The following is a 26679-nucleotide window of genomic DNA, read 5'->3' as shown; positions in this document are numbered from 1 at the left end:
CCAAAATAAAAGGCCGGAGCATTGATGCTCCGGCCTTTTTTATGTCGTGAGGTAACTGGACTATTCGCCGCGGGCGCGGGCCCACCAGCCTTTGCGCTTCGGACCGGTGTCTTCGGTCTTGGCGGGTTCGGGCTTCGGTTCCGGTTTGGGCTCGGGCACCGTTTCCGCCAGTGCGGGTTCCTTGACCGGTTCGGCTTTCGCAGGTTCCGGCTCCGGGGCTGGCTCGGGCGCCGGGGCAGGGGCCTCCTTTGCAACCGGCTCGGTCTCGGAAGGTGCTTCGGCCTCAGCCTTTGGCTTGGGCTTGGCGCGTGACCGGCGGGCGCGTTTCGGCTTCTCGGGCGCGGTCTCTGCATCCGCTTCGACTGGTGCTTCAGGCTCGCTTGCCTTCACGTCTTCTTCCGGCGCAGCAACCGGCTCAGCCTTCGCTTCGCCTGGTGCATCAGCGTCGAGCATTTCCGGCGCACTCGCTGACAGGCCATCCAGATAGGCTCCGCCATCGGTGGGGGCGTCGTCCGATCCTTCGGCACGCTCTTCGCCAGCTGGCTTGCGCCGACGGCGTCCGCCCCGGCGGCCCCGGCGACGGCGCTTGCGCGTACCGTCTTCGGACTCCTCTGAACGCGGTTCGTCATTGGATTCGGCGTCGTCGGACTCATCGTCCGTGTCGTCATCTTCAGCGGCGGCAGGTGCCGTCTCACCGTCGATCACTTCAAGGCCCGTATCGCGATTGTCGCGGTTGCGACCGCGGCCACCCCGGCGCCGGCGGCGCTTGCGCGGCTTGTCCGCTGTGTCTTCAGACCTGGTCTCGGACTCGTCATCCGTATCGGCGAGGGCAGCCTCGTCCTCATCCTCGATGTCTTCGTCATCCTCATCGGAAACAGCAGGTTTCGATGGTTTGGACAGCGAACGGGGGGGTGACTTTTTCTTCGGCTTGGAATTCGGGTCACGCTCGGCCTCGATCGTGAAGTCGCCCGGCAACAGGTCTTCCGACGAATGGATCGACACGGCAAAGCCGGCCATCCGCTCGGTCTCGACAAGCGCTTCACGCTTGTTGTTCAGGATGTAAAGCGCCACATCGGTTGGTGCCTTCACCGAAATGCTTTTCAGACCGCCCGTCGAGGCGCGGGCCTCGATGGCGCGGATCAATTGCAGCGCGGCTGACGGAATCGAGCGGCGGCGCCCGGTGCCATTGCACACTTCGCACGGGTCAGAAGTTGCCTGAAGCACGCCCTGGCGGCGACGCTGGCGGGAAATTTCCATCAGGCCGAACTGCGAGATGCGGCCATGCTGGACCCGGGCGCGGTCAACCTTGAGGCATTCCTTCAGCTTCTTCTCGACGGCGCGATTGTTCTTGTTCTCGTCCATGTCGATGAAGTCGATCACGACGAGACCGGCCAGATCGCGCAGGCGCATCTGGCGGCAGGCTTCCTCGGCGGCTTCAAGGTTGGTGCGTACCGCAGTCTGCTCGATATTGCGTTCCTTGGTCGACTTGCCCGAGTTCACATCGATGGCGACGAGGGCTTCGGTCTGGTTGATCACCAGGTAACCGCCGGATTTCAGCTGCACGGTCGGGGAGTAGATGGAATCGAGCTGGCCTTCGACCGCTTCGGCGACGAAGAGCGGATCGTCTTCCTTCCACTGCTGAACCTTCTTCGCCTGGCTCGGCATGATCAGCTTGGCGAGGTCCTTGGCTTCCCGATAGGCTTCCTCGCCCTGGACCCAGACTTCCTCGATCTCCTTGTCGAACATGTCGCGCATCGCCCTGTGAACAAGGCCGCCTTCGGCATTGATCAGCATGGGCGCTTCGGAGGTCAGCGTCTTTTCGACAATGGTTTCCCAGAGTTTGGACAGGTAGTCATAGTCGCGGCGAATCTCGGCCTTGGTGCGCTTGGCGCCGGCCGTGCGCACGATCAGGCCCATGCCGTCCGGCACGTCCAGTTCGGCGACGATGGATTTCAGGCGCTTGCGGTCGGCTCCATTGACGATCTTGCGCGAAATGCCTCCGCCTCGCGGCGTGTTCGGCATCAGCACGGAATACCGTCCGGCCAGTGACAGGAACGTGGTCAGCGCCGCGCCCTTGTTGCCGCGCTCTTCCTTGACGACCTGCACCAGAAGTACCTGGCGCCGGCGGATCACTTCCTGGATCTTGTAGCGTTTGGAGATCGACGAGCGCGATGATTCCTTGCGGGCCGGGCGTCGGCCCCGGGCAGGCCTGGCGGCGGGCCGGGATTCGCCATCCTCGTCGCTATCGCCTTCGCTGTCGTCATCATCCTCGTCGTCACTGTCATCATCTGAGTCCGAGTCGTCGTCGGTGTGCGCGTGGGCATCATCATCACCCACGTCATCATCATCATCTTCGTCTTCGATGGCGGCTGCCGCTTCTTCAGCGGCTTCCTTCAGGAGCGCTTCGCGGTCTTCGACCGGAAGCTGGTAATAGTCGGGATGAATTTCGCTGAAGGCAAGAAAGCCGTGGCGGTTACCGCCATACTCAACGAAAGCTGCCTGCAGCGAGGGTTCGACCCGCGTTATCTTTGCGAGGTAGATATTGCCGCGGAGCTGTTCGTTACCGGTTGTTTCGAAGTCGAAATCATCGACCTGACCGCCATTGACGATGGCCACACGGGTCTCTTCCGGGTGGGCGGCGTCGATTAGCATGAGTTTGCTCATGGGACATGACCTTATGATCCGGCGACGCCGCTACGGGCGCAGTACGCCTCGAGCGATCGGTCAGGCCGGTCTGTGTTGGTTGGGGGAGGGTGCAGCCATGCCTGTCCCATGCACCCTGAGGCGGCATTGGAGAACTGACGATGGCCACGGCACCCGTGCACATATTGCTTTGCTTTCCGGAGCGCGGCGCCCGCTTGCCTTTTCGGTGAAGCGCGATCGCTGACGCGTCATTGGGAAACTTGTTGGATAGCCCAGTTATTTGGCTACTTCATGGATACTGCCCAATTTCAGGGGCAATTGAAAGGGAGAAATTCCGCAGACCACAGTTGAATGACCTGAGCCCGGTCAATGCTGGGTTAATATTCAGTCTGTTAGGGAAAAGGCGAGCTAACCCGCATCGGGCGGGCCAATCCTGCCATTCGGACACGATGACCCTCTTTCGCCAGCTTTGCCTTGTATGCGCTTGTATTCTGATGGGTTTTGCCGCCCATGCGGATATCCGCGACGTGCGGGTCGTGGGCGACGGGGCGCCGACCCGGATTACGGTCTGGAGCGATATTTCGCAGGAAGCACAGGCATTTCTGGCCGAATCCGGCGGCCAGCGCAGCCTGATTCTTCCCCTCAGTGGTGAATCCGGCACCAGGGTTGGAACCGGGACAGGCGGGATCGAGGGCTGGGCGCTGTCGGGCGGCCGTCTCAGCTTCTCGCTTGACCGGCCGTTAGTCGTCTCCCGCGTCCTGTCCCTGCCGCCGACCGGCAGCGAGCAGGCCTGGCGCATCATTATCGACCTCCAGACCGTCTCGGCGGCCCGATTTGCCAGTATGGCCCGGCGCGACATGCAGCGCCTGGCCCGCGCCGAATCCGATGCCCGCAAAGCCACAATAGCAATGGCTGCAGCAGAAATTACGCCCACCGAACCACTTCGCCCCCGTGAGCGCGGGGGCAACGGGACATATGTTATCGTGGTGGATGCCGGTCATGGCGGCAAGGATCCGGGCACCCAGTCTACCAGGGGCCTGCTTGAGCGCGATATTACCTTGAAAGCGGCACTTTACCTGAAGGATATACTGGAAAAAGACGCCCGCTACGTGGTGCGTCTGACCCGCGACAGTGACAAGTTCATCGAACTTGAGGACCGCGTCACCCTTGCGCGCAACTGGGGCGCTGACCTCTTCATATCGATCCATGCTGATGCGGCCGGCTCACCGGATGTTTCGGGCGCGTCTGTGTACACGATCTCGGAACGCGGCGAACGCCGCATCGACAAGGAAGCCGACAGGAATAACTGGAAAATCCCGATCGAAACCAGCGGATCACGGGTTGTCGGCAGCATTCTTGAAGACCTCGTCAAGCGTGAGACGAAATCCCACTCAGCCGCCTTTGCCGAAGACCTGCTGCCTGAACTGGCGGCGGCGGGCCCTGTTCTGCGCGGTACCCACCGCAATGCGGGCTTTTATGTCCTGCTGGCCCCGGATGTCCCGGCTGTGTTGCTCGAGATGGGGTTCCTGACCAATGCCGATGACGCCAGGCGCCTGCAGTCAGAGTCCGGCCGCGCCAAGTCCATGCAGGCGGTCAAGCGCGGTATCGACAAGTTCTTCGACCGGCAGGAAATCCTTGTCGCATCTGACTGATTCGTCCGTCGGCACCGCTGCTTTGCCCTTGCGGCAGCGCGCAGTTGCTGAAAGATTGCCATGATGAACATGCTTCGGCCCCTTTGCGCGCTCTCCGCCATCCTGCTGGTCGGGTCATGCGTCAGCGCGCCCTCGCAAGACGCGCTCAGCGAGGCGCTGTTTGCCAATGGTCGCCCGGCAGATGCGCGTGCCTATGGTGATTTCCTCGTCGCCCGCTTTGCCGCGATGACCAATGACCCCGAGACCGCTGCCGAATATTACGCCGCCGCGATCGATACCGCCCCTGAAAAGTCCGGCATCGCCGAACGGGCTGTTTTTGCCGCCCTTCTGGCGGGCGATTATCGGGCCGGGGTCGAACTCTCGCAGCGCGCCAGCCAGGTCGGCAGCACGGCCACGCTGGTCCGTCTCACGCTCGGCGTTGATGCGCTCGTCCGGGGCAAGGATTCCGAAGCCGCGAAATATCTCGACGAAACCGAGTATGGCCCGTTCAACCGGGTCATTGCCCGCGGCCTGTCGGCCTGGCGCATTGCAGAGGATCAGGGCGCCGACACGGCCGAGGATTACCTGAGCCGTGGCCTGACCGGTGATGCCGACCTGGATAGTGCAACGCTCTACATGATGGGCCTGCTGCAAATGGCCGACAGGCATGATGCAGCGGCGCTCGCGACCTTCGATGCGCTCTGGGATTCCGGCGCGCGTCTTGCCGTTGGCGTTCACGCGCATGCCCAGCTGCTTGCTGCGGCGGGCCAGAAGTCGCGGGCAGTCGAAGTCCTCGAGACCTTCCGGGATGAAATCGGCCAGAACGCCGCCATTGACGGCCTGAGGGCCGACATTCTCGCAGGAAAACGCATCCGGCCGACGCGCCTGTCGACTCGGGAAGGCGCCGCGCTGGCTGTCTATGTACCCGCCGCCGCGCTGATGCTGCAGACCGATGACGACCTGTCGGGAGTGTATTTCGTCCTCGCGCTGGCGCTCGATCCCGATCTCCATGTCGCCCGTTCGCTCTGGGGCCAGTCGCTCGACAATGCCGGGCGCCGCCAGGAGGCGATTTCCATCCTGTCGCGCATACCGGAATCCTCGGAATTCTATGCGACGGCGCGTGGCCAGATGGCCTGGGCCCTGCGCCGCGAAGGCCGCAATCAGGAATCCCTTGCCATCGCGGCTGAAGCGCTCGCCCACGCGCCGGACCGGGGCCTCAAGATCCAGCTGGCAGACCTCTATCGGTCGCTCGACCGCTATGGCGAAGCCGAGCGCCTGCTGAGCGAAATCATTGACGCAGACGCGAAAGCCAGCCGTCAGGACTGGCGGATCATCTATGCGCGTGGATCGGCGCGTGAGCAGACGGGCCGCTGGCCTGAAGCCGAGGCCGACCTGAAAATGGCGCTCGCCCTGCAGCCGACAAACGCCTCGATCCTTAATTATCTCGGCTATGCCTATATCGACCGTGGCCTCAATTATGGGGCGGCGCTGGACATGATCCGCCGCGCGGTCGAGCTTGAGCCGCACTCTGGCTACATCGTCGACAGCCTCGGCTGGGCGCACTACCGGATGGGCCGCTACGATCTCGCGACCCGTTTCCTTGAGCGGGCCGTGGAACTGTCGCCGGGCGTCTCTCTTCTCAATGACCATCTCGGCGATGCCTATTGGCAGGTTGGCCGCAAGATCGAAGCGCGTTTCCAGTGGCAGCGGGCCCTCAAACTCGATCCGAGCGAGTCCGACAGGGTGCGCATAGAGGCCAAGATGGTGTCTGGCCCGGATATCGCCGTGCTGACCCAGGCAGAGTCGGACGCTCCCGCCCCGCTTGCGGTCGCCCGTCAGCCCTGACGCGCGCCCATGCACCAGATTCTGAGCGCGCTTGCCCCGGCCAAGGTAAACCTGTTCCTGCATGTCGGGCCGCGCAAGCCGAACGGGCGGCATGACCTCGACTCGCTGGTCGTGTTTGCCGGACCGGAAGCCGCCGACCGGCTGAGCGTCGAGCCATCCGACATTCTCACCCTGTCAGTCACCGGCCCCTGCGCGGTCGATGCCGGGGCCGGGCCGGACAATCTGGTTCTCAAGGCGGCCTGCGCCCTGCGCGCCGAAGCTGGGATCACCAGCGGCGCCGCACTGCATCTTGAGAAAAACCTGCCGGTTGCTGCTGGTATCGGCGGCGGTTCAGCCGATGCCGCCGCCGCGCTTCATCTGCTCACCCGTCTGTGGGGGATTAACCCTCATCATGCCCGCAGCGTGGCGCCGGGGCTGGGCGGCGACGTGCCGGTCGCACTCCTTGGAACACCTGCTTTCATGCGCGGCGAGGGCGAGCGCGTCGAGGCTGTCACCTTGCCGGCGCCATTGCCTGCCGTGTTGTACAATCCGGGTATTGCCTGTCCGACCGGTCCGGTGTTCGAGGCCTTCGACAAGGCTTCGGGTGGGACAGGGTTTACCGAGACCGGACCTTTGCCGCCCCTCGCGGACAGCAACGCGCTGATCACCTGGCTTGCGGGCCAGCGTAATGACCTCGCGGCGCCTGCCCGCCTCCTCATACCCGCCCTCGGCCGGGCCACCCGCGCGCTCGCCCCCTTGCCGCTCCCCATGCTCACCCGCATGAGTGGATCGGGCGCAAGCTTTCTCGCCCTCTACCCCACCCTTGCCGCCGCGCAGGAATCTGCCGAATTGCTGAGCGCTTCGCATCCCGACTGGTGGGTGCGTGCGACCCTGCTGGGAGGCGCCGATCTGTGATGTTTCCTGTTCTTCTGGGCCTGCCTTTGTTGTCAGTCCTGTTTTGTTTTGTGGTCATCCGCCTTGGTGTAGAAGACGCGCCCGATGGTGGTCGCAAGATCCAGAGCGCGCCTGTGCCGACCGCCGGAGGCGCTGCAATTGCCGTTTCCGCCATCCTCGGCCTGTTCCTGGTTGGTGTCCTGCCAGTCGCCACCGAAAACGGCCTTCCGGCGCTGCTCTTGTTCGTTTTGGCATCAGTCATTATTGGCTTTGTTGATGATTTCATTGGCCTGAATCCGAAGCTGAAACTCCTGCTTCTTGCCACAGCGTCCCTTCTCGCAGCTGCATTCGGGCCCCGCCTCGGCTTCTTCCATTTGCCGTTCGGACCCGGCGACGGATACCCGCTCCCTGTCTGGCTTTCTGTCGCGGGTGTCGGGCTTTGGCTGTTCGTGATGGCCAATGCAACCAATTTCATGGACGGCTCCAACGGCCTCGCGATGGGCAGCGCGACGCTGATGCTCATTGCCCTGTCCGTCCTGCTCAACTGGCTGGCAATTGCGGACCCCGGCACCGGGCTCGAGCGCGCCATGAGCAACGTCACGGCTCTGGTCGCGGCCGCGACATTGGGATTCCTAGCCTGGAATGTGGCCGGCCGGCTTTTTGTCGGTGACACAGGCTCGCTGGGCATGGGGGCCCTGCTGGGCGCGGCCGGCCTGGTGGTCGCCTGCCGCCTCACCGTATGGGAGCCCGTTATCCTGATGCTGCCATTCCTGGTGGACGTCTTCATGACGCTGATCTGGCGTGCCCGCGCCGGGCGCCACCTGTTTGAGGCGCATCGTGATCATGCGTATCAATTATTCCTGAGGGCCGGCTGGCCGCACTGGAAGGTCGCCCTGCTCTGGGCCGCGATGACCCTTGTATCCGGCGCCGCGCTGCTGGCCCTCGGACCGCTCTTTGGCGCAGAGGTCATTTTCGTGCTGCTGGCGCTCGGGATAGGGTTGTGGGTCTGGCAGCGTGCCACGCTCGGCCGCCAGCTGGCCGCCAAAGGCCTCTAGTAAACCCGTTCCACGCAGAAATCGGCCAGATCCTCAAGCGCGTCACGATACGCGCTGGCAGGCAGGCTGCGCAGCGCCCCTTTGGCCAGGGCAGCGTAGGCCTCGGCTTCCTGCACGGTGGCTTCGGCTGCCCCCGTGGCACGGATCAGGTGCACGGCATGTGCAAGGTCCTGCTCGGACTGCGTATCGGGGTGCAGCGCGCGATCCCAGAAGGCGCGATCCTCGTCCGACCCGCGACGCCGGGCGATGATGACCGGCAGGGTGATCTTGCACTCGCGGAAATCGTCGCCGACCGATTTGCCAATCACCGTTGTCGTGCCGCCATAGTCGAGCACGTCATCAATGATCTGGAAGGCGAGGCCGAGATTCTTGCCATAGGTCGCCAGGGCTGCCGCATGCTGGTCGCCGCCGGCCGACATGGCGCCGGTTTCGGCAGCTGCCTCGAACAGGGCGCCGGTCTTGGCTTCGACAATGGCAAGATAGTCCTCGGTGGGCAGGTCGCGCGCCTGCATGGCCGCCAGCTGGCGCACCTCGCCTTCGGCAATCGTGGTCGAGGCGGTTGCGAGGCGATTCAGGATTTCGAGACTGTTGGCTTCGACGAGAAGGTTGAAGGCGCGGGCGAACAGGAAATCGCCGACCAGGATCGACGCCTTGTTGCCCCAGATCGCCTTGGCTGCAGGCTGGCCCCGGCGCAGGTCGCTCTCGTCGACAACATCGTCATGCAGGAGGGTCGCGGTGTGGATGAATTCCACGGCCGCCGCCAGCGCATGCGTCGCCGAATTGGCTGTGCCCACGGCGTGCGCTGCAATCAGGGTGATCATGGGCCGAAGCCGCTTGCCGCCTGCAGAGACAATATAGCCGGAGAGATCCGGGATGACGGCGACAGGGCTTGCTGCTCGTTCGGCCAGCAGGACTTCAACCGCCGCAAGATCGCCTGCGACAAGCGTCTGCATGCGCTCGACGATCGAACCGATGGCCGCCTTTGATCTGGGTCTCGGCGCGAGGGTCAAGTGGTCACTCCTGTTGGATCGATAACCATCAGTCTTTAGGCTTATGTCATACGGTCGCAAAGCACGACGCGGCACCGGGCCGCAGCTATATGGGCGAAGTGTTGCGCGTACGCCATAGCTGGAGTGCCTGAAATGCTGGAACGTTCCGCCAAACTGGGCTTTATTGCGTTTATGAAAACGCTCATCTCCCTTGCCTCCCTCATCCTGGTCACTGCCTGTGCCAGCCACTCTCCTTATGGTCCGGCCAAGTCCAGTGGCGCGGCGGGATACACGCACCAGAAGATCGAAACCGGCCGTTACCGGGTCTCCTATACGGACAATGATGCCGGCCGGGCGCATGACATGGCGCTGCTGCGGGCGGCTGAGCTGACCCTTCAGGACGGAAATGACTGGTTCGAAATCACCGGTGGCTACACGGATCAGGAGGGCGCCGGTTCCGGTAGCCGGTCCTCGATCAGTGTCGGCGGATCGAGTGGTTCCTATGGCAGCGGTGTTGGCGTTGGTCTGGGTTTCGGCATCCCGGTCGGGTCGAGCAGGGCGAAAGTGACAACCGTGATTGATATCGTGACGGGCAAGAACCCGAAGCCGGACAGGCCATCGGTTTATGATGCGCGGTCTGTGGATATCAATCTTCGGGGCAATGCGCCCTGATGGAGGAAGTTTTCCGCACCAACGACCTGGTGAAGCTCTCCTATATTGAACATTTGCTGCATGAAGCGGGCATCGCCTATTTCGTGGCAGACCAGCATATCTCAGCTGTCGAGGGCAATATCGGAGCTTTTCCGCGGCGTGTCATGGTGCGTCAAGACGCTGTCAGGGCAGCTGAACTGGTACTGGCAGAGGTTGAGCGCGGGTGACTGCGACGACCGAAGACACGGTCTATCAGGGCCGGGTGAAACTGATGCAGCCATTGAAGGGATTCCGCGCCGGAAGCGATTCCCTGCTACTGGCGGCGGCGCTGGCGGAAAAGGCTGGCGGGACGGCTCTGGAACTCGGGTGCGGGTGCGGCGGGGCCCTGCTGCCGGCAGCGTTCCGGATGCCGGGAATGCGATTCACAGGTGTGGAGATCGACGCAGGCATGGCGGCGCTGGCAGAAGCGGGCGTCGCGGCCAACGGCTTTGACGGTCGCGTAATGGTCGAGGCGGGCGACGCTTCAGTCTGGGTGAAAGCTCATGAGAACCAGTTCGATCTGGTCTTCGCCAACCCCCCTTATTTCGAGCCGGGACGGATCTCCCAGCCGGGCGAGGGGAAAGCTGCAGCCTACCTTGAATCGCTTGACGTTTCCGGTTGGGTCAAAGCGATGGTTTTCGCTGCCCGGCCGCGCGCACCTGTCGTGCTTGTCCACCGGGCAGCGGAACTGGCCCGTATCCTGGCCGCGCTGGACAGGCAGACCGGCGACATCACGGTCCTGCCCGTGGCACCGAAGCCAGGCCAGGAAGCCCGGCGCGTGCTGGTGAGGGGGCGTAAAGGCCTCAAGCGCGGGCCTGTCCGGTTGCTGGCGCCGATCCACCTGCACGAGGCCAGCGGAGAGCGGTCGGAAACGGGGGAGGTGGTGACCACGGGAGGTGGCGTGGTGTGGTAGGGTGAATGTGGGGGCGGTGCGGGGCCGTGGGTGGCAACCGGGTGCCGGTCGCTTGAAACCGCAGGCATCATCCCCACTTCCAATACACAGACTGAGTCACAGGAAGGGTCTGTTGTACCATGTTCGGCGTAATCTTTTTCGGGTTTGCCCTTTTCGGGATCGGCATTGCGATGCTGGGACATCCCGCCTTTTACCGCGCGCTGACCGGGCGGCGGAGTGGATCGGCTGACCATCGGGACTCCAAAGGTCTCTAATGCTTGCGCCGCACGGCGCTGGCCTGTAGTTCCGGGCGAACCTCAATTTCCGGACGTGTCCCATGCCTGCGCCGAAAGCTCAGCCCAAGCCGAAATCCTTTCAGGACCTGATCCTGACCCTGCAGGCCTATTGGTCCGCGCAAGGCTGCGCCATCCTGCAGCCCTATGACATGGAAGTCGGCGCCGGGACGCTGCATCCTGGCACCGTGCTACGCGCGCTTGGCCCGAAGAACTGGCGGGCGGCCTATGTGCAGCCGTCGCGGCGCCCCAAGGATGCGCGTTATGGCGAAAACCCGAACCGGCTCGGCCACTATTACCAGTTCCAGGTGATCCTGAAGCCCAATCCGGCCAACCTGCTGGATCTCTATCTGGAGAGCCTCTACAAGATCGGCATTGACCCGATGGTGCACGATATCCGCTTCGTGGAAGACGATTGGGAGAACCCGACCGTCGGCGCCTGGGGGCTTGGCTGGGAAGTCTGGTGCGACGGGATGGAAGTCAGCCAGTACACCTATTTCCAGCAGGTCGGAGGGCTTGATGTGTTCCCGGTCTCGGGCGAGCTGACCTATGGGCTCGAACGCCTCGCCATGTATGTATTCGGTGTCGACAATGTGTATGACCTGCCGTTCAACGACCCGGACAGCGCCGTGCCGCTGACCTATGGCGACGTGTTCCTGGAGAATGAGCGCCAGCAGTCAGCCTTCAATTTCGAGCATTCCGATGTCGAGATGCTGAAGCGCTGGTTCGCCGATTGCGAGAGCCAGTCGAACGCGCTTCGCGACGCGGGCAAGCCGCTGCCTGCCTATGATTATGCGCTGAAGGCCAGCCACACGTTCAACCTGATCGATGCACGCGGCGCCATCAGCCCGACCGAGCGGCAGGCCTATATTGCCCGCGTTCGGGACCTTGCGCGCGGCGCCGCCGCGCAGTGGGCCGAGCAGGAAGAGGCGCACGCCGGGGCCTGAGCCCAATGGCTCATCCTGAGCGCGCCGGGCGGGCGGATTGAACCAAAGGGGCAACCCGGCGTTTGTGAGGTTGAAGGAGACTTCTCCCATGAAACCGATGCCCGCCCTTTTCGCCCTTGTCTTCGCTGCAGGTCTCGCGGCCTGTGGTCCACAATCGCCCGAACCGAATGACGCCGCCATGAACCCGCCGGCAACGGAGGAGGCCGAAACCCCGGCCATGACGCAGACGCCAATGTCTGTCGACGATCCGGCCACGTCGGACTCCTGGCAGCTGACGCCTCTGACACCGGCGACGAACGAGATCTATTGCCACTTGCGCAAGGTCGATGATGGCGGAGCGGATGCGGCCGGTGAGACAGGCGAGCTTCTGTTCATCACCGAGATTGCCGGCGTGCCTGCGCCTGCGGCGGTCGCGTTGAATGGCAAAACAGTGGCGCTGGACCAGGTGTCCAAGGATGCCCGAGACGGTATCGAGAAATGGGTCTACGAGAATGCCGACAGGGATTTTGGTGTTGAACTGATCCTGACCGAGGTCGGCGAGGGGTTTGAGTCGAGGGATTATGAGGGCACGATCCAGGTGACCCGCCCGGCGCTTGGCACGCCGGTGCCGGTGAAGGGGACGTGCGGGGTCTAGGTCTGATCTGGCCCGCAAGTCTTGACCCCGGCGCAGGCGCGTCTATGCCGTGCTGGTTCAATTCCAAACGGCTGGACCCCCTATGGCTGACCTGTTGCTCGAGATCTTTTGCGAGGAAATCCCTGCGCGCATGCAGGCCAAGGCCGAGGCCGATCTCGGCAAGGCGCTGGGCGATGCGCTGAAGGCAGCGGGCCTTGCGTTTGACGCGCTGGAGACGGCCTCCGGGCCGCGCCGGCTGTCGGTGAATGTGACGGGCCTTCCGGTGAGATCTGCGGATGTCTCCGAAGAGCGCAAGGGGCCGAAGGTCGGCTCGCCCGAGCAGGCGATTGCGGGCTTCCTGAAGGGCGCGGGGCTGACCTCCATCGACCAGGCCGAAGTGCGCAGCGACCCCAAGAAGGGTGACTTCTATGTCGCCATGCTGGACAGGCCTGGCCGCCTGACGGCGGATGTGGTGGCCGAGGCAGTGCCAGCGATCATTCGAGGCTTCCATTGGCCAAAAAGCATGCGCTGGGGCACCGGCGAGCTGCGCTGGGTGCGCCCGCTGCAGCGGATCGTCTGCGTTCTGGATGGCGAGATCGTGCCGTTTGATGTGGACGGCCTCGCCAGCGGCAACGAGACCGAGGGCCACCGCGTGCACGGGCGCGGGCCATTCACGGTGACGGGCTGGGCCGATTATTCAGAACAGCTGGAAGGCAAGGGCCATGTGCGCCTGACGCGCGATGCGCGGCGCGAGGTGATCGCCAGGGGCATTGCGGACGTATGCGCGAAGGCGGGGCTGACATGGGTGGACGATCCGGGCCTGCTGGAAGAGGTGACGGGGCTTGCCGAATGGCCGGTCGTGGTGCTGGGCGACATGGACCCGGATTTCCTGGAGTTGCCGCCGGAAGTGATCACACTGTCGATGCGCACGCACCAGAAATATTTCGCGGTAACCGATAAAAAGACCGGCAAGCTGGCGCCGCATTTTATCGTGGTGGCCAATATCGACGCGTCTGATGGTGGTAAACAGATTGCAGCGGGCAATGCACGGGTGCTCTCGGCGCGGCTCGAGGATGGCCGGTTCTTCTGGGAGAAGGACAAGGCAACGCCGCTGGACGAGATGGCCAAGAAGCTGTCGACGATTGCGTTCAAGGAAGAGCTGGGCAGCCTTGGCGACAAGGTGGAGCGCGTGGCGGCCCTGGCGCGCGAACTGGCCCCGGCCGTGGGCGCGGACCCTGATCTGGCCGAGCGCGCCGCGCGGCTTTGCAAGGCAGACCTTGTGTCGGAAATGGTTGGCGAATTCCCGGAATTGCAGGGCGTTATGGGGCGGTATTATGCGCTTGAGGCGGGCGAGCCTGCCCGCGTCGCCGATGCCATCCGCGACCATTACAAGCCGCAGGGGCCGAGCGATGCCGTGCCGACAGACCCGGTGAGCATCACCGTGGCGCTGGCCGACAAGCTCGACACGCTGGTCGGCTTCTGGGCGATTGACGAGAAGCCGACGGGATCGAAGGACCCGTTTGCGTTGCGCCGGGCTGCGCTGGGCGTTGTGCGGATCGTGTTGGAGAATGAGGTTCGGTTGAAGCTAAAGGATGCAATTCTGGCATCACCATCGGCGGTCAAATCGAAACCGGTTGACGGCAAGGCCGCCACAGTCAAAGCGGCCGTTTCAAAAGCATTTGATGCTGTGGTTGATCCGACTCTGCTTTCGTTCTTTGCCGACCGTCTCAAGCAAGTCCTCCGCGATCAGGGTCAGCGTCACGATCTGATCGATGCCGTCTTCGCGCTGGGCGAGGATGATCTTGTGCTGATCACGCGTCGGGTGGAGGCGCTTGGGGCGTTTCTTGAGAGCGAGGACGGGACGACCCTGCTGGCGGGCTACAAGCGCGCGGCGAACATATTGAAGGCCGAAGAGAAGAAGGGCGCGCTGCCGGAGGACCTCTGCGTCGATGCCGCCCTCATAAGGAAAGGCCCCAAGCAAGAGCAGGCACTGCATGCCGCGCTGACCAGCGTGCGCGGGGCGATCGAGGCACCGCTGAAGGCCGAGGATTTTGCCGGGGCGATGGGCGAGCTGGCAAAGTTGCGCGCGCCTGTCGATGCGTTTTTCGATTGTGTCATGGTGAATGATGAAGACGCTGCCGTGCGGGCGAATCGCCTTGCGCTGCTGACGGATGTGCGCGCCACGCTGCACCAGGTGGCGGATTTCTCGCTGATTGAGGGATAAGTCACGCGTCGTTATGTTCCGGATCGGAACAATGGCGGCTGTCCTTGCGTATCAAATGGGCTGCGGGCCGGGCGGTGAGGCCTGATCGCGCCCAAAAACTAGCCTGAGGGGCGATTTCACGCAGCCTGAGGTCTGGCAATCGCCGCTGCAATGCAGCATAGGATTTGCAGGTTTTGCGGCAAGCATTTGTGGCGCACGGTCGTTAAAGGGTGAGATTCATGGGTGAAGCGGCTTTGAAACACGCAGAAGAGACGTGGGTATTCGGATTTGGCGGCGGGACGGCCGACGGCGATGCCTCGATGAAGAACCTGCTGGGCGGCAAGGGCGCCAATCTCGCCGAAATGGCCAGGCTGGGCCTGCCTGTACCGCCGGGCTTCACGATCTCGACCGCTGTCTGCACCGCGTATTATGAGCTGGGCCGCGACTATCCCTCGACCCTGGCGCCGCAGGTTGATGCCGCGCTGGTCGCGCTGGAACGGGAATCCGGCAAGGGCTTTGGCGATCCTGACAACCCGCTGCTCGTGTCGGTGCGCTCGGGCGCGCGCGCCTCGATGCCGGGCATGATGGACACGGTGCTGAATCTCGGCCTGAACGAAGCCTCGGTGAAGGGCCTTGCGGCGCTGGCCGGCGAACGGTTCGCCTATGACAGCTATCGTCGGTTCATCCAGATGTATTCCAATGTCGTGCTGGGCCTGCGTCATGACACGTTCGAGCATATCCTCGACGATTATAAAGAGCGTCAGGGCTATGAACTCGACACCGAGATGGAAGCCGAAGACTGGAAGGCGATCATCGTTTCCTACAAGGAAGCGGTGGAGAAGGACCTTGGCGAGCCATTCCCTGACGATCCGAAGAAACAGCTCTGGGGCGCCATTTCGGCGGTGTTCGGCTCGTGGATGAATGACCGCGCGATCACCTATCGCAAGCTGAACGACATTCCGGCTGAATGGGGCACGGCGGTGACCGTGCAGTCCATGGTGTTCGGCAATCTGGGCGAAACCTCTGCTACGGGCGTCGCGTTCACGCGCGACCCGTCAAATGGCGAGCCGATCTTCTATGGCGAATACCTGATCAATGCACAGGGCGAGGATGTGGTGGCGGGTATCCGCACGCCGGCGCCGATCTCGCGCGAGCGGGCCGATACGCTCGGCTCGGCCGATGCGCCGCTGGAAGAAGCGATGCCGGCCGTCTACGCGCAGCTGCGCGACGTGGCGAACACGCTGGAGCGCCATTACAAGGACATGCAGGACCTTGAGTTCACGGTCGAGAATGACCGGCTCTACATGCTGCAGACCCGTAGCGGCAAACGCACCGCTGCCGCCGCGCTGAAGATTGCGGTCGATATGGCGCGCGAAGGTCTGATCACCGAGGAAGAAGCCATTCTGCGCCTCGAGCCATCCCAGCTCGACCAGTTGCTGCACCCGACCATTGCCGAGAATGCCGTGCGCGACGTGATCGTGACGGGCCTGCCGGCCAGCCCCGGCGCAGCCGTCGGCAAGGTCGTGTTCGACAGCGAGGAAGCCTTTGCGCTGGCCGAGAAGGGCGAGGACGTGATCCTGGTTCGCGTCGAGACGAGCCCGGAAGACATCAAGGGCATGCACGCAGCCCGCGCCATCGTGACGGCGCGCGGCGGCATGACCAGCCACGCGGCCGTTGTGGCGCGCGGCATGGGCCGTCCCTGCGTCTGCGGCGCCGGCGGCCTGCAGATCGATACGGCCAAGGGCGTGTTCCGCGTCATGGGCCGGGAAGTGAAAAAGGGCGAGGTGATTACCGTGGACGGCGCCGCCGGGCAGGTGATGCTGGGCGCGGTCGAAATGTCCCAGCCGGACCTGTCGGGTGATTTCGGCGAGCTGATGGGCTGGGCCGACAAGGTCCGTAAGCTGAAAGTGCGGGCGAATGCTGAGACGGCGCTGGACGCGCGCACGTCTGTCGAGTTTGGCGCCGAAGGTATTGGCCTCTGCCGGACAGAACACATGTTCTTTGATGCTGACCGCATTCCTGAAGTGCGCGCGATGATCCTGTCGAACGACGAGAAGGGCCGGCGCGCCTCGCTCGACAAGCTGTTGCCGATGCAGCGCAGCGACTTTGAAGAATTGTTCCGCATCCTGGGCGACCTGCCGGTGACGATCCGCCTGCTGGATCCGCCACTGCACGAATTCCTTCCACACAATGATGCCGACATGGATGAGGTAGCCAAGGCCTCCGGCGTTTCGGTGGACGAGTTGAAGCGCCGTGCGGGCGAACTGCACGAGAGCAATCCGATGCTGGGCCACCGGGGCTGCCGCCTCGGCATCACATATCCGGAAATCTACGAGATGCAGGCGCGCGCGATTTTTGAAGCCGCCGTCAACGTGGCGAAGGAAACAGGCCGTCAGCCGGTTCCGGAAGTCATGATCCCGCTGGTTGCGACGCACAAGGAACTCTCGATCCTGAAAGCCGTGGTGGATGCAGCGGCCAGGGCCGTGTTCGCAGAGACTGGCACGACGCTGGAATACATGGTCGGCACGATGATCGAACTGCCGCGCGCGGCGCTGCAGGCGGGCGAAATTGCCAATTCGGCAGAATTCTTCTCGTTCGGCACCAATGACCTGACGCAGACAACGCTGGGCATTTCCCGCGATGATGCGGGCCGTTTCCTCAAGATCTATGAGGATAAGGGCATTTACGAGAAGGACCCATTCGTGACGCTCGACCAGGCTGGCGTGGGCGAATTGGTGAAAATAGCCGCTGAACGCGGCCGCAAGACCCGTCCGGGTATCAAGCTCGGTATCTGCGGTGAGCATGGCGGCGACCCGGCATCGGTGGCGTTTTGCCACCGTGCGGGCCTCGATTATGTGTCCTGCTCGCCCTACAGGGTGCCGATTGCCCGCCTTGCGGCGGCACATGCGGCCCTCAAAGAATCGCCCAAATAGGCAGCAAGGTGCTTATTTCGATGGCAAAAGGGTGTTGTAGATTTGCCACACCTGCTTTTCCCGCATGGACGTTTCCTGCGTGCGGTAAGTCTTAAATTTCCATGAAATTCAACCAATTGCGGACGCAAATTGCTGCGTCGCAAAAAAACTGCCGATTCGCCGGAATATTACCTGACAGAATTGTCACTGACGGAACTGGCCAGGTTCTTGCTAGTTAGGCGATTGGACGCCTATTTCCCGCCTAGAAGCGGGGCCATGGTGGTTCCAGAATGTAGTCAAACCAAATACGCCCGGGTCAAAAATGACGAAGTTATATCGTCTGCCGGGGATTGGGGAGCGGTGATGTTGTTAAGGGTTCTTCAACCACGAAGGGCGACTCTGTCGCCAATGAGTGGGCTCCGAGAGAAGCTCAAGCGTTGGTGGATGACGATGACAGACGACGAACAGCGAGATATCTTTGTCCGTGGCGCCACGATTGCCGTGTGCGCCGTGGCTGCGACTGTGACGTTGCCTATGGTCGGCCAGATCCAGGCAGAGAAGCGCGCAGACGCTGATTTCCGTGAGCAGGCCGTCCGGCTTGCCAGCATGGAAGATGGCGGCGTGACCGTGCGGTCGGCTGCCTATACGCCATCCCTGCTGGATACGCCGTGGATGCGCACTGTTGAATACACGCTGGAGCGCGATACCGGTTCCTCGATGAGCCGCTATGCGATGCGAGACCGTGATGGCGCTGCGCTCAATTCGCTGGTCAGCTTCCGCCCCGAACATATCAAGCGCGCCGAGACAATCAGCGCGGAACAGAAATGCCTGGCGCAGGCCGTGTATTACGAATCAGCCCACGAGCCGCTTGGCGGCCAGGTGGCGGTTGCCGAAGTCATTGCCAATCGCATGGCCGATCACCGTTACCCCGACACTGCCTGTGGCGTGGTCTTCCAGGGTGCGACCCGCACGACGGGCTGCCAGTTCACATTTACCTGCGATGGTGCGCTGAAAACGCCGCCAATGGGCCGCAACTGGGAACGCGCCAAGACGATTGCGGCGCATGTCCTGATGAACCTGAACGTCGACAGCACGGGTGGTGCAACGCACTATCACGCAACCTATGTCGATCCGATCTGGAGCGCTGGCCTGATCAAGACTGACAAGATCGGCATGCACATCTTCTATCGCTTCCCGCGCGGGTCCGAATGGGCCAGCGTGCGGCAGGGATACAAGGCCAAGCGCGCCGAAGTGCAGCTGGCTTCCCTCAGCGCCGATGAGGAGATTGTCGCCCCGGTGGATGGTGCTGCAACCTCATACATCCAGACAGTCGAAGCCCCGACTGTCGCCCCGGCGACTGTCACCGTATCTGATCGCACGATCACGAATGGCGCACCGCGCCTGACCACGATCAAGTCGGTTGACTATGAAGAGCCGCAGCTGAAATCGACAGGCAATGCAGACGCAGTTGCTGCCTATATGGCCAAGCAGACCGGCATCACGGTCGCCAGCAATGACCGCGACCCGAGCGTCATGCAGTAGGCATTTCCAAGAAATGTTACGAGACGGGCCGCGGACGAAAGTCTGCGGCCTTTTCGTTGGGGATCACCTGGTGCGGGGCGGGACGCTTGCCCTGACGCGCTTGCTGATGGCGCCGGGCAGCCAGCGTGTCATGAATCGGGCACGTTCGGCATCCTTGCCGACCATGTAATGTGTGTCCCTGCCGTGGGCGGCATCCCAGGCGCGTTCCGCCGCCATGGAGACCGGATACACGTTCATGCCGTTTTCCCTGATCTGGTCCGACATTTTCACATTGGCGCCTTCCGACACCCCCATGTCGAGGATCGGCGTGTCGACGAACCAGGGCATCAGGCTGGTGACCCTGATATCGAGATCGCGGAATTCGGCATCGAGCGCTTCGGTCAGCCCGCGCACGGCGAACTTGGTGGCTGAGTAGACTGCGAGCTGAGGAGAGCCGACAATCCCGGCCGTGGACGCCGTGTTGACGATGCGGGCGCCCGGGGTGGTCTTCAGCAGGGGCAGGCAGGCCTGCACGCCGTTGATGACGCCCTTGACATTGACGTCGACGACCCAGTCATTGTCATCGGGTGCGACATCCTCGAACCAGCCATGACGGCCGATGCCCGCATTGTTGAAAAGCACGTTCATTGCGCCTTCCGTTGCGTCTGCGAAGCCCGTCACAGCGGCGGCCCAGTCAGGGCGCTGGCGCACGTCAAGCGTTGCGACATGGCAATTGTCGGTGCCGATCTCGTCAGCCACCCGTGCAAGGCCAGCCGAGTTCACATCGTACAGGCCACAATACCAGCCGCGTTTCGAGAAATAGCGGGCCGTTTCGGCGCCGATGCCGGAGGCTGCGCCGGTAATGAATATGCTCTTGCGTCCGCCCGATCGGGTCATGCGCTATCCTTCTTGCGAGGTCTGTCCTGCGGCCTGCAGTGTCAGACCACATCTAGCCCCACGTCAAGGTTTGGCGCCGAATGGGTGAGGGCGCCGACAGATATGTAATCGACACCGGTTTCGGCAATTCCCGCAACCGTCGACAGGTTGACCCCGCCCGACGCCTCGGCCGTGACGCGTCCATCGATCATCCCGACCGCGCGGCGCAGCGTGTCGTTATCCATATTGTCGAGGAGGATGGCGTGGGGGGCGAATTTCAGCGCCTCTTCCAGCTGGTCCAGCGTGTCGACCTCGATCTCAATCATGCGGAGGTGGCCGGCATAGGCCTTGGCGCGCATCATCGCTTCGGCTACGGAGCCGCAGGCTGCAATATGGTTGTCCTTGATCAGGATGGCATCATCAAGCCCGTAGCGATGGGCTGTTCCGCCACCACACCGCACGGCTCGCTTTTCAAGCGCCCGGTGGCCGGGGGTCGTCTTCCTTGTGCAGACAATCTTCGCATCGGTATGTGCGACCGCATCGACAAAGGTACGCGTCATCGTGGCGACACCTGACAGGCGGCCGATGAAGTTCAGCATTGTGCGTTCTGCCGTCAGGATCGAGCGCGCCGTGCCGTCCAGGCGTCCGATCACGTCGCCCGGCGCGATGGTGCTGCCATCGGGCTTCTCAATCGCCAGGGCCATGGCCGGGTCGATGAGGTGAAGCGTGTGGGCAGCCGCATCAAGACCCGCAATGATGCCCGGCTTTCGCGCAGCGATGACCACGCTCATCTTCGTATCGGGCGATATCGTTGCATCGGTTGTCAGGTCACCGGCGCGTCCAAGGTCTTCGGAGAGAGCGAGGCGCACGATGGGCTCGAGAATCACGGCTGGCAGGGGTGGGGGAACAGGGCTCATGCGGGGGCAACCTCTTCGGTTGTGACAGGGAATTCGCGCAACAGGAACTGGCGCTCCGGTGCGTCGGTATCCGGGTAATCGCTTCTGAAATGGCCGCCGCGGCTTTCCTTGCGCGCGAGCGCGGCCGTCGCCATCAGCCCGGCGGTGATCAGGGGCCGGGCCGGGCCATGCGCGTCTCGCAGCTTCGTGATGGTGTCGATCAGTTCGCCGAGGCCTTCGGCGTCCCGGACGACGCCGCATCGGGCTGACATATCGCCGCGCAGCACCTGCAGGGCGTCATGCGGCAGGGAGGCCGGAATGGTGGCGGTCGAGGGGCCGGGGGCTTGCAGGTCGGCGTCGCGCAGGTGCTGCGCGATCCGGTGAGAGAAGACCACGGCTTCGAGCAGGGAATTGGACGCGAGGCGGTTGGCACCATGGGCGCCTGTCGATGTGCATTCTCCGCAGACGGACAGGCCGTTCAGGGTCGACCTTCCCCAGAAGTCGGCAACAATCCCGCCCATGTGATAATGCGCGGCGGGCGCAATCGGGATCATGTCAAATCGCGGATCGATGCCGGCGCTCTTGCAAGCCGAGAAGACAGTCGGGAAATGCTCCGGGAAGTGATTTCCGACAGCTGTGCGGCAATCGAGGAAGGCGCCACGACCGGCCGCGCGTTCAGAATGGATGGCGCGGGCGACTTCGTCGCGCGGGGCAAGTTCTTCAAGCGTATGATACTTCGCCATGAAGCGCTTGCCGTCACGATTGCGCAGGGTAGCGCCTTCGCCGCGCAATGCCTCCGTGGCGAGCGGGGCCGGGTCGCGGCCAATATCGATGGCTGTCGGATGGAACTGGACGAATTCGACGTCGGCGATCAATGCGCCCGCTTCATAAGCCATGGCAATCGCATCGCCGCGCGCCTCTCGGGGATTGGTGGTTACCTGGAACAGTCCGCCTGTGCCGCCGGTGCAGAGCACGGTCTGGCGGGCAGTCTGCGTGGTGAGCGTGCCGGAACTGTCGCGCAGAACGACACCGGCGACACGGTGATTGCCATCCTGCAGCAGGCCGACGGCGCGGACGCCCTCGATCACCGTGATATGGGTCGAGGCAGCAACGGCTGCGACGAGCGCATCCATGATGGCCTTGCCGGCAAGATCGCCGGCCACGCGGGCGACGCGCGGACGCGAATGGGCCGCTTCAAGCGACAGGGCCAGCGCGCCATCCGGCGTGCGGTCAAAGGGAACGCCCAGCATGACCAGATCGCGGACGCGGGCAGGCCCTTCTTCAGCGATAAGGCGAGCAACGACCGGGTCGACCAGACCGGAACCGGCATTGACCGTGTCACTGGCATGCTGGTCGGGGCTGTCGAGCGGATCGAGCGCGGCAGCGAGGCCGCCCTGCGCCCATGCGGACGAAGCGGCCTGGCCCAGCGGCGCAGGTGAAATGACGACACAGGGACGCGGCGCCAGTTCAAGCGCGAGAAAAAGGCCGGCAAGGCCGGCCCCGACGATCAGCACTTCACTGTCGGCCACGCCGGACGCAGCGATGTTCAGCACACCCCCATTTGTCACTGTTTCAGGATATCCCGTCATTGGCGCGGCGGAATTCGGCCGGCGCGGTTACCGCGGACACGAGCGCGCCGAACATGCGGTCGGCAGATTCGATGGTCAGCGTGAAATTGTCGGGCATATAGATCAGGCCTTCGACCTTGGCTTCGAGCATTTCCTCGATCTGCGAGCGGATCGAGACCTGGTCGCCGAACCGTCTGGCCTGGCATGACTGGCGCACAACCGAACGCCCCCAGGTGGAGCAGACTTCGACGGCGGTCAGTTCGCAATTGTACTGGCCGGCCTCGGGATGGGGCGACAGGTTCATCGTGCCGGTCATCAGGCAGGTGCCACTGCGGTAGGGCCGTGTCTGGAAAGTCCACGCGCCGAGCACGTCCGACTTGTCGGTGTCCTTGTTGTTGCCTGCAGAGACAGGGGCGCATGCAAGCAGGGCGAACAGGGCCGTTGCCACCAGCCGGAACCGGGTCCGAAACATGCTTGCCTCCTTCGAGCTCACGCGCCCGTCCAAACCATAAACCCGGCGTGCGTCTTCGCACAACTGCCGGACTGCCTCACTTCACCATTTCAAGCTCACGCGGCTTGATGCCGGTTTTGAATGCCAGGGGGCGCGCCAGCTTGGGCAGCGCCATCATGGCATCAAGTGACTCCTTGGCACGCACGCGAACATCTTCGGGGATCGTCACCTCGTATTTGCCCGTAACGAGGCAGTCATGGATGTTTTCCAGCGTAATGCGCTTCATGTGCGGGCAGAGATTGCACGGGCGGATGAAATTCACGTCCGGATTCACAGCCGCAACATTGTCGCTCATTGAGCATTCCGTCAGCAGGACGACCTTGTTCGGGCTGTTTTCGGAGACGTAATTTGCCAGTGCAGAGGTCGAGCCGGCAAAATCGGCCGCTTCCAGTACGTCCGGCGGACATTCCGGGTGGGCCAGGATGACGACACCAGGGTGGGCTTCACGCAGCTGGCTCACATCATCGGCCGAGAAAAGCTCGTGCACTTCGCAGGCGCCGGGCCAGGTCATTATGCGGATATCAGTCTGGGCGGCGACATTCTTCGCAAGGTACTGATCGGGCACCATGATGACCGTGTCGGAATTCCATTCCCTGGCGATATGCTCGACAACCTGCGACGCATTCGAGCTGGTGCAGGTGATATGGCACTCGGCCTTAACGTCAGCGGTGCAGTTCACATAGGTAACGACCGGGTAGTCGGGGTATTTCTGCTTGATGAGGCGCACATCGGCGCCCGTGATCGAGGCGGCGAGCGAGCAGCCGGCGCGCAGGTCAGGGATCAGCACGGTCTTTTCCGGTGCCAGGATTTTCGAGGTTTCGGCCATGAAATGCACGCCAGCCTGCACGATAATGTCAGCCTTTGTTGCAGAGGCTTCCCGGGCAAGTTGCAGGCTGTCACCGCGAAAGTCGCCTACCAGGCTGAAAATATCCGGTGTCATGTAGTTGTGGGCGAGAATGACCGCGTTTTTGGCTTTCTTGAGGCGGTTGATCGCCGCCACGAGCGGGGCAACGGCGGGCCATTCCATCGGCGTCACGAAATCGGCGACCAGCGGGTAAAGGTGATCGGTCTCGGCCCTGACGGCAGCGTCATAGGACAGGCCGCGTGCTTCGGCGGCAGATGCGCCGCGTAGGGGCGTTGGGGTCGGGCAGCCGGGAGCGGAATCGATCAAACGGGCCATGGGGTCCTCCTTGCACCGAGCTACTTATGCTCGATATGAGTATAATATGGACCTGAGCGTTTCAGTTTCAAGGCAAATCCTTCAAACATCCGGAATCAGGGCACACGTGCAATGCTTCTGCGATAGTTATACGCACTATGAGCAAAAGGGGTTTAGCGGTGGGCTGGCGGTATGGCAAGTAGAGGTTAGGTCTCCCTTTTGAAGCCATTCAGCTTCTCAAGCACACGGCGTGCGGCCGCCTGGCTCATTTTACCCGGTGATCTTAGAACATGCTCGCAAACGGCTTCGACAAAAGCTCTTGTGGTCTTCTTGCTTGCGAGCGTGGTGTTATTTATCAAGTCTATGATGACGCCCAGCGAGTCTAGTGCCAGAGCCCGTTCAGCATCCTTGGGCTCAGCCTCAAACGACCATGCAAGAGCCGATTCGGCGGACATCAGTGGCAAGGTTTCTGCTATTTCGGGCGAAACGATTCGCGCGGCCAAGGCCCGGACTGCATGGAGCGATGGTGATGTGCCCAGGATGGCGTAGGCGGCCTTCCGAGCTTCAATGAAGTCAGGCTTGCCGTGCACATGCTTGAGTAAAGCAGACAAGGCTTTTGAGCGTGACTCACGCCAATAGTCAGTGCGCTCAAACCGTGCGTCGTTCAGTATGCCCTCGAAATCCATTCTTTGCTTGTTTCGCCATTGCGGATTTTCTTCCCAGTATTCTGAACCTTCGGGGTCGTTTTGCAGTTCGCTCCATCGTTGACCCAGGAGGGCCATGCGATCTTCTACCGGCCCGACAAGGAGATCATATTTTCCAATTATCCAGCTTGCGACCTGCCGCTCTTCTTCGGACTTGCTGGCTATCAACTCGTTCAATCGCTGAAGACTATAAGGAATTCCGCCACGAAACTGTGCTGCACTTCTTTCAACATGACTAGCGATCAGTTTCGAGAATTTCTCGGAAACAATTGCGCGATTTGGATAAACTGGATCAGTGCCGCGGTGGGCCTGCTGAAAAATGCGCCCTTCCAGGAAAGGGTCGAAGAAATCGATCTGCCCGGCTTCGAACAGGCGTTTCTGGGCTGTGTTACGCTGCATGATGCCAAAGGCCTGCAGCAGGGCGGCAATGATCACGACGTCCACCAGCAGGCGTGAGATGAACACGATATGCCGGGCTGCTGCGCCTTTCGGGACGAAGGGCTCTTCCTGCGTCACGTCATAGATGTCCACCCAGTCGACAATCGGGACACCCTTGGCGAGTTCGGTGCCGAAGAATTTCAGCCATTCGATGAGGCCTGTCGACTGGGCCGCACCGCTCAGGATCATCGGGTCGACGGCCTCGAACAGGTCGAACTGCATCTGGATCTGGCGCAGGGCGAGCGGCACGAGCACGAACAGCCACGCATAGCCCATGAGTGCCTCGTCGCGCAGGTCATTGGCAAAGCCGATGCGGAACTGGTCGGAACGCGTGGTCTGGATGCGCAACGCCTTTTCCCGGTCATCCTCAACCCAGGCCCAGCGGCGGCCGAGCCCGAAGATGATCAGGCTGGCAATAGCAATTGGCGCAAGCCCCCACGGATGGGGCAGGGCATAGCCCATAGCCGACAGGGGAAGCATGATGAGGACAAGGATCAGCTGGGGCACCATCCACCCGCCTTGGGTCGCGCCGGAAAGAGGCGCCAGCAGGCGAACCAGCGCGGCATCGAGCGCGCTGATAATATAGCCCGGATGCCCGGCAAAACCTGCAGAAGCAGTCTTCGGCGCGTCGGGATCGTCGCGCTCGCCGATCAGGCTCGACAAGTGCGGCAGGAAGATGAAAGCGAGGAAACCCAGCACGACAAGCGCCATGATGACGAGTCCGAAATTCTGCTCCATCGAGAAGACCTGCTCGCCCGCCGCCCATGCGCCGGCTCCGATCGTTCCGATCAGGGTTATTCCGCCCAGAAGCGTGGCCATGCTGACGGGGCCGTCATCGGGTTTGAGATAATTGCGCCTGTCCTTGCCGCCCGCCTCGGCAGCCACGCAGTGGAAACCGTACAGAAGCGGCAGGAAAGCCGTCGCCATGGCGCAGAGATAGATGCCGCGCTGGACCGGGTGCGTCAGGTCCACCGGCCACGGCCAGGCTGCGAACGGCACGTTTGGACCAAAGGCAATCCAGGCCAGTGTCGAAAGGATCAGAAACAGGAACACGAAAGCCGTATGGAAGGCGGGGTGTTCTTCCGTGCCGGGCGCGTCGTCCTTGTCGGTGGCATTCCACCGGGTGTGGATGACGTACAGGCCAAGCGCAGCATAGGCAGCGAGCGGAAGGCCGATAATGAGGCCCCATGCGGCCCAGCCCGATATGGCGTCTGGGTTTTCGAGGTCAGCCAGCGCCAAAGCCAATGCGCCGAGCGCAACCACGCAAAGAGCGAAGACGCCGAGCCACAGATCATCCTTGCTAAGCCCGCGCCATTGCGGCCAGCCTGGCCTCCACTCCACGTTTAAAACAGCCATCATTGGCGTCCCCACTCCAAATGTGGCGGGAACTTAACCATTTGTTAACTTCATTGGGAAGTTG

General features: G+C 62.6%; 21 protein-coding genes and 1 pseudogene. 14 read left to right on the top strand and 8 right to left on the bottom strand.

Annotated elements, in window-relative coordinates; all coding sequences use genetic code 11:
* Positions 1–60: 60 nt before the first annotated feature.
* Positions 61–2664 (bottom strand): Rne/Rng family ribonuclease, encoded by a 2604-nt coding sequence (locus ACQ66M_RS04265; protein WP_430402111.1) that lies wholly within the window; start codon positions 2662–2664, stop codon positions 61–63.
* A 428-nt stretch (positions 2665–3092) separates the two neighbouring features.
* Between ACQ66M_RS04265 and ACQ66M_RS04260 the strand changes: the two genes are divergently transcribed.
* The 5 genes and pseudogenes from ACQ66M_RS04260 to ACQ66M_RS04240 all read left to right on the top strand — a co-directional run bounded on the left by ACQ66M_RS04260 (position 3093) and on the right by ACQ66M_RS04240 (position 8047).
* On the top strand, positions 3093–4295 hold the full coding sequence (locus ACQ66M_RS04260) for an N-acetylmuramoyl-L-alanine amidase family protein (RefSeq protein WP_430402109.1): 1203 nt from the start codon (positions 3093–3095) through the stop codon (positions 4293–4295).
* Positions 4292–4357: pseudogene (locus ACQ66M_RS04255) on the top strand (SEC-C metal-binding domain-containing protein); the annotation flags it as partial. The gene ACQ66M_RS04260 and the pseudogene ACQ66M_RS04255, both read left to right, overlap by 4 nt.
* A gap of 7 nt (positions 4358–4364) precedes the next feature.
* Positions 4365–6119 (top strand): tetratricopeptide repeat protein, encoded by a 1755-nt coding sequence (locus ACQ66M_RS04250; RefSeq protein ID WP_430402107.1) that lies wholly within the window; start codon positions 4365–4367, stop codon positions 6117–6119.
* A gap of 9 nt (positions 6120–6128) precedes the next feature.
* A complete protein-coding gene (locus ACQ66M_RS04245; RefSeq protein ID WP_430402105.1) occupies positions 6129–7013 on the top strand; it encodes a 4-(cytidine 5'-diphospho)-2-C-methyl-D-erythritol kinase in 885 nt (294 codons plus the stop codon).
* A complete protein-coding gene (locus tag ACQ66M_RS04240) occupies positions 7013–8047 on the top strand; it encodes a glycosyltransferase family 4 protein (RefSeq protein WP_430402103.1) in 1035 nt (344 codons plus the stop codon). Before ACQ66M_RS04245 ends, ACQ66M_RS04240 begins: the two co-directional genes overlap by 1 nt.
* Here ACQ66M_RS04240 and ACQ66M_RS04235 read toward each other — a convergent pair.
* Positions 8044–9057 (bottom strand): polyprenyl synthetase family protein, encoded by a 1014-nt coding sequence (locus ACQ66M_RS04235; protein ID WP_430402101.1) that lies wholly within the window; start codon positions 9055–9057, stop codon positions 8044–8046. The genes ACQ66M_RS04240 and ACQ66M_RS04235 overlap by 4 nt on opposite strands.
* A 171-nt stretch (positions 9058–9228) precedes the next feature.
* On the opposite strand from ACQ66M_RS04235, the gene ACQ66M_RS04230 reads away from it, so the two are divergent.
* The 9 genes from ACQ66M_RS04230 (at position 9229) to ACQ66M_RS04190 (ending at position 19128) form a co-directional block, all read left to right on the top strand.
* Complete coding sequence (locus ACQ66M_RS04230; RefSeq protein WP_430402099.1) at positions 9229–9708, top strand: CC0125/CC1285 family lipoprotein; 480 nt, start codon at positions 9229–9231, stop codon at positions 9706–9708.
* Entirely contained in the window at positions 9708–9914 is a 207-nt protein-coding gene (locus tag ACQ66M_RS04225; RefSeq protein WP_430402097.1) for a DUF2007 domain-containing protein, read from the top strand. Before ACQ66M_RS04230 ends, ACQ66M_RS04225 begins: the two co-directional genes overlap by 1 nt.
* Entirely contained in the window at positions 9911–10639 is a 729-nt protein-coding gene (locus tag ACQ66M_RS04220; protein ID WP_350174278.1) for a tRNA1(Val) (adenine(37)-N6)-methyltransferase, read from the top strand. The genes ACQ66M_RS04225 and ACQ66M_RS04220 overlap by 4 nt, the downstream gene beginning before the upstream one ends.
* 119 nt (positions 10640–10758) lie before the next feature.
* Positions 10759–10893: a hypothetical protein gene (locus ACQ66M_RS04215; protein ID WP_350174276.1), complete on the top strand. Its 135-nt coding sequence runs from the start codon at positions 10759–10761 to the stop codon at positions 10891–10893.
* A gap of 62 nt (positions 10894–10955) precedes the next feature.
* Positions 10956–11858, top strand: coding sequence for a glycine--tRNA ligase subunit alpha (locus tag ACQ66M_RS04210; protein WP_430402095.1), 903 nt, complete (start codon positions 10956–10958; stop codon positions 11856–11858).
* 88 nt (positions 11859–11946) lie between these two features.
* Positions 11947–12492, top strand: a complete 546-nt coding sequence (locus ACQ66M_RS04205) for a hypothetical protein (protein ID WP_430402093.1) — start codon at positions 11947–11949, stop codon at positions 12490–12492.
* A gap of 82 nt (positions 12493–12574) precedes the next feature.
* Positions 12575–14695, top strand: a complete 2121-nt coding sequence (glyS, locus tag ACQ66M_RS04200; RefSeq protein WP_430402091.1) for a glycine--tRNA ligase subunit beta — start codon at positions 12575–12577, stop codon at positions 14693–14695.
* Between the two features lie 218 nt (positions 14696–14913).
* Positions 14914–17607, top strand: a complete 2694-nt coding sequence (gene ppdK / locus ACQ66M_RS04195; protein ID WP_430402089.1) for a pyruvate, phosphate dikinase — start codon at positions 14914–14916, stop codon at positions 17605–17607.
* A gap of 429 nt (positions 17608–18036) precedes the next feature.
* The gene (locus ACQ66M_RS04190; RefSeq protein WP_350216235.1) at positions 18037–19128 is read left to right on the top strand and encodes a cell wall hydrolase; all 1092 of its coding nucleotides are present in this window, start codon (positions 18037–18039) and stop codon (positions 19126–19128) included.
* A 63-nt stretch (positions 19129–19191) separates the two neighbouring features.
* Here the strand turns inward: ACQ66M_RS04190 and ACQ66M_RS04185 are convergent, their stop codons facing one another.
* From ACQ66M_RS04185 to ACQ66M_RS04160, 6 genes are all read right to left on the bottom strand, one after another.
* A complete protein-coding gene (locus tag ACQ66M_RS04185) occupies positions 19192–20004 on the bottom strand; it encodes an SDR family oxidoreductase (RefSeq protein ID WP_430402087.1) in 813 nt (270 codons plus the stop codon).
* 41 nt (positions 20005–20045) lie between these two features.
* Positions 20046–20900 (bottom strand): carboxylating nicotinate-nucleotide diphosphorylase, encoded by an 855-nt coding sequence (gene nadC, locus ACQ66M_RS04180; protein WP_430402085.1) that lies wholly within the window; start codon positions 20898–20900, stop codon positions 20046–20048.
* Positions 20897–22468, bottom strand: a complete 1572-nt coding sequence (locus ACQ66M_RS04175) for an L-aspartate oxidase (RefSeq protein WP_430402083.1) — start codon at positions 22466–22468, stop codon at positions 20897–20899. Before ACQ66M_RS04175 ends, nadC begins: the two co-directional genes overlap by 4 nt.
* Positions 22452–22919: a hypothetical protein gene (locus tag ACQ66M_RS04170; RefSeq protein ID WP_430402081.1), complete on the bottom strand. Its 468-nt coding sequence runs from the start codon at positions 22917–22919 to the stop codon at positions 22452–22454. The genes ACQ66M_RS04175 and ACQ66M_RS04170 overlap by 17 nt, the downstream gene beginning before the upstream one ends.
* Positions 22920–22995: 76 nt before the next feature.
* Positions 22996–24138: a quinolinate synthase NadA gene (gene nadA, locus ACQ66M_RS04165; RefSeq protein WP_350174256.1), complete on the bottom strand. Its 1143-nt coding sequence runs from the start codon at positions 24136–24138 to the stop codon at positions 22996–22998.
* A 185-nt stretch (positions 24139–24323) separates the two neighbouring features.
* Positions 24324–26615, bottom strand: a complete 2292-nt coding sequence (locus tag ACQ66M_RS04160; protein ID WP_430402079.1) for a hypothetical protein — start codon at positions 26613–26615, stop codon at positions 24324–24326.
* Positions 26616–26679 lie beyond the last annotated feature (64 nt).

This window comes from Hyphomonas sp. (genome assembly GCF_965284475.1).
Classification (GTDB): domain Bacteria; phylum Pseudomonadota; class Alphaproteobacteria; order Caulobacterales; family Hyphomonadaceae; genus Hyphomonas.
The sequence above is the reverse complement of the archived record's forward strand: the minus strand, read 5'-3'. Positions and strand labels throughout refer to the sequence as shown.

Bases quoted from the DNA above. Each gene is read 5' to 3' on its own strand.
- nadA (WP_350174256.1), bottom strand. From the start codon at position 24,138: ATGGCCCGTTTGATCGATTCCGCTCCCGGCTGCCCGACCCCAACGCCC.
- nadC (WP_430402085.1), bottom strand. From the start codon at position 20,900: ATGAGCCCTGTTCCCCCACCCCTGCCAGCCGTGATTCTCGAGCCCATC.
- ACQ66M_RS04215 (WP_350174276.1), top strand. From the start codon at position 10,759: ATGTTCGGCGTAATCTTTTTCGGGTTTGCCCTTTTCGGGATCGGCATT.
- ACQ66M_RS04170 (WP_430402081.1), bottom strand. From the start codon at position 22,919: ATGTTTCGGACCCGGTTCCGGCTGGTGGCAACGGCCCTGTTCGCCCTG.
- ACQ66M_RS04260 (WP_430402109.1), top strand. From the start codon at position 3,093: ATGACCCTCTTTCGCCAGCTTTGCCTTGTATGCGCTTGTATTCTGATG.
- glyS (WP_430402091.1), top strand. From the start codon at position 12,575: ATGGCTGACCTGTTGCTCGAGATCTTTTGCGAGGAAATCCCTGCGCGC.
- ppdK (WP_430402089.1), top strand. From the start codon at position 14,914: ATGGGTGAAGCGGCTTTGAAACACGCAGAAGAGACGTGGGTATTCGGA.
- ACQ66M_RS04240 (WP_430402103.1), top strand. From the start codon at position 7,013: ATGTTTCCTGTTCTTCTGGGCCTGCCTTTGTTGTCAGTCCTGTTTTGT.
- ACQ66M_RS04190 (WP_350216235.1), top strand. From the start codon at position 18,037: ATGACAGACGACGAACAGCGAGATATCTTTGTCCGTGGCGCCACGATT.
- ACQ66M_RS04160 (WP_430402079.1), bottom strand. From the start codon at position 26,615: ATGGCTGTTTTAAACGTGGAGTGGAGGCCAGGCTGGCCGCAATGGCGC.
- ACQ66M_RS04250 (WP_430402107.1), top strand. From the start codon at position 4,365: ATGCTTCGGCCCCTTTGCGCGCTCTCCGCCATCCTGCTGGTCGGGTCA.
- ACQ66M_RS04210 (WP_430402095.1), top strand. From the start codon at position 10,956: ATGCCTGCGCCGAAAGCTCAGCCCAAGCCGAAATCCTTTCAGGACCTG.
- ACQ66M_RS04265 (WP_430402111.1), bottom strand. From the start codon at position 2,664: ATGAGCAAACTCATGCTAATCGACGCCGCCCACCCGGAAGAGACCCGT.
- ACQ66M_RS04225 (WP_430402097.1), top strand. From the start codon at position 9,708: ATGGAGGAAGTTTTCCGCACCAACGACCTGGTGAAGCTCTCCTATATT.
- ACQ66M_RS04185 (WP_430402087.1), bottom strand. From the start codon at position 20,004: ATGACCCGATCGGGCGGACGCAAGAGCATATTCATTACCGGCGCAGCC.
- ACQ66M_RS04175 (WP_430402083.1), bottom strand. From the start codon at position 22,468: ATGACGGGATATCCTGAAACAGTGACAAATGGGGGTGTGCTGAACATC.
- ACQ66M_RS04205 (WP_430402093.1), top strand. From the start codon at position 11,947: ATGAAACCGATGCCCGCCCTTTTCGCCCTTGTCTTCGCTGCAGGTCTC.
- ACQ66M_RS04245 (WP_430402105.1), top strand. From the start codon at position 6,129: ATGCACCAGATTCTGAGCGCGCTTGCCCCGGCCAAGGTAAACCTGTTC.
- ACQ66M_RS04230 (WP_430402099.1), top strand. From the start codon at position 9,229: ATGAAAACGCTCATCTCCCTTGCCTCCCTCATCCTGGTCACTGCCTGT.